This window comes from Vibrio sp. 1580, from assembly GCF_033340055.1.
In genome coordinates this window covers 1-554 of the sequence record NZ_JAWOVT010000590.1, presented here as the reverse complement: position 1 = coordinate 554, position 554 = coordinate 1, and the positions used below count along the sequence as shown (strand labels likewise).

Here is a 554-nt window from a genome sequence, read left to right as displayed (position 1 = left end):
GCCATTAATTCAAGTTGGCGTTGGTTGTCATTGCTTGATGAACAACCCGCCAATGCACCAAAGGCGAGGAAGAGACACAGTAATTTTTTCATAACTTAAAACACTTTTTTGAACGGTTTTACGATCACGTTTTAGTAAACGCCCGCCGCCACATAAGGATCGGCGTCAGCCCATGTTTTGGCATCTTCCAAAGAGGCAAATTCAGCAATGACTGTCGAACCAGTAAAGCCGGCTTCTCCTGGGTTATCAGAGTCGATCGCTGGCATTGGACCTGCGGTAAGTAAACGACCTTCATCTTGAAGCTGTTGCAAGCGTTCTAAATGTTGAGGACGAACGCCCATACGTTTTTCCAATGAGTTCTCGACGTCCTGAGAAAAGATGACGTACCACATAGCATAGTTCCTTAATTGGTAGGGTAAAGTGTTAATTTAACGTCTTTTTTGAACCTCTCACAAGTGAACAATAGAAAATGTGAGATTCTTCCTAGCAATTCGATTTTATGACAACTTAGCTTTGCACTGGACGTGGTTTGCCTTCACTGTCGATGGCTACAT

General features: G+C 43.5%; 1 protein-coding gene. It reads right to left on the bottom strand.

From position 1 onward, the window contains the following. Positions 1-131: 131 nt before the first annotated feature. A complete protein-coding gene (locus R7093_RS27315; RefSeq protein WP_318147292.1) occupies positions 132-392 on the bottom strand; it encodes a YciI family protein in 261 nt (86 codons plus the stop codon). Positions 393-554 lie beyond the last annotated feature (162 nt).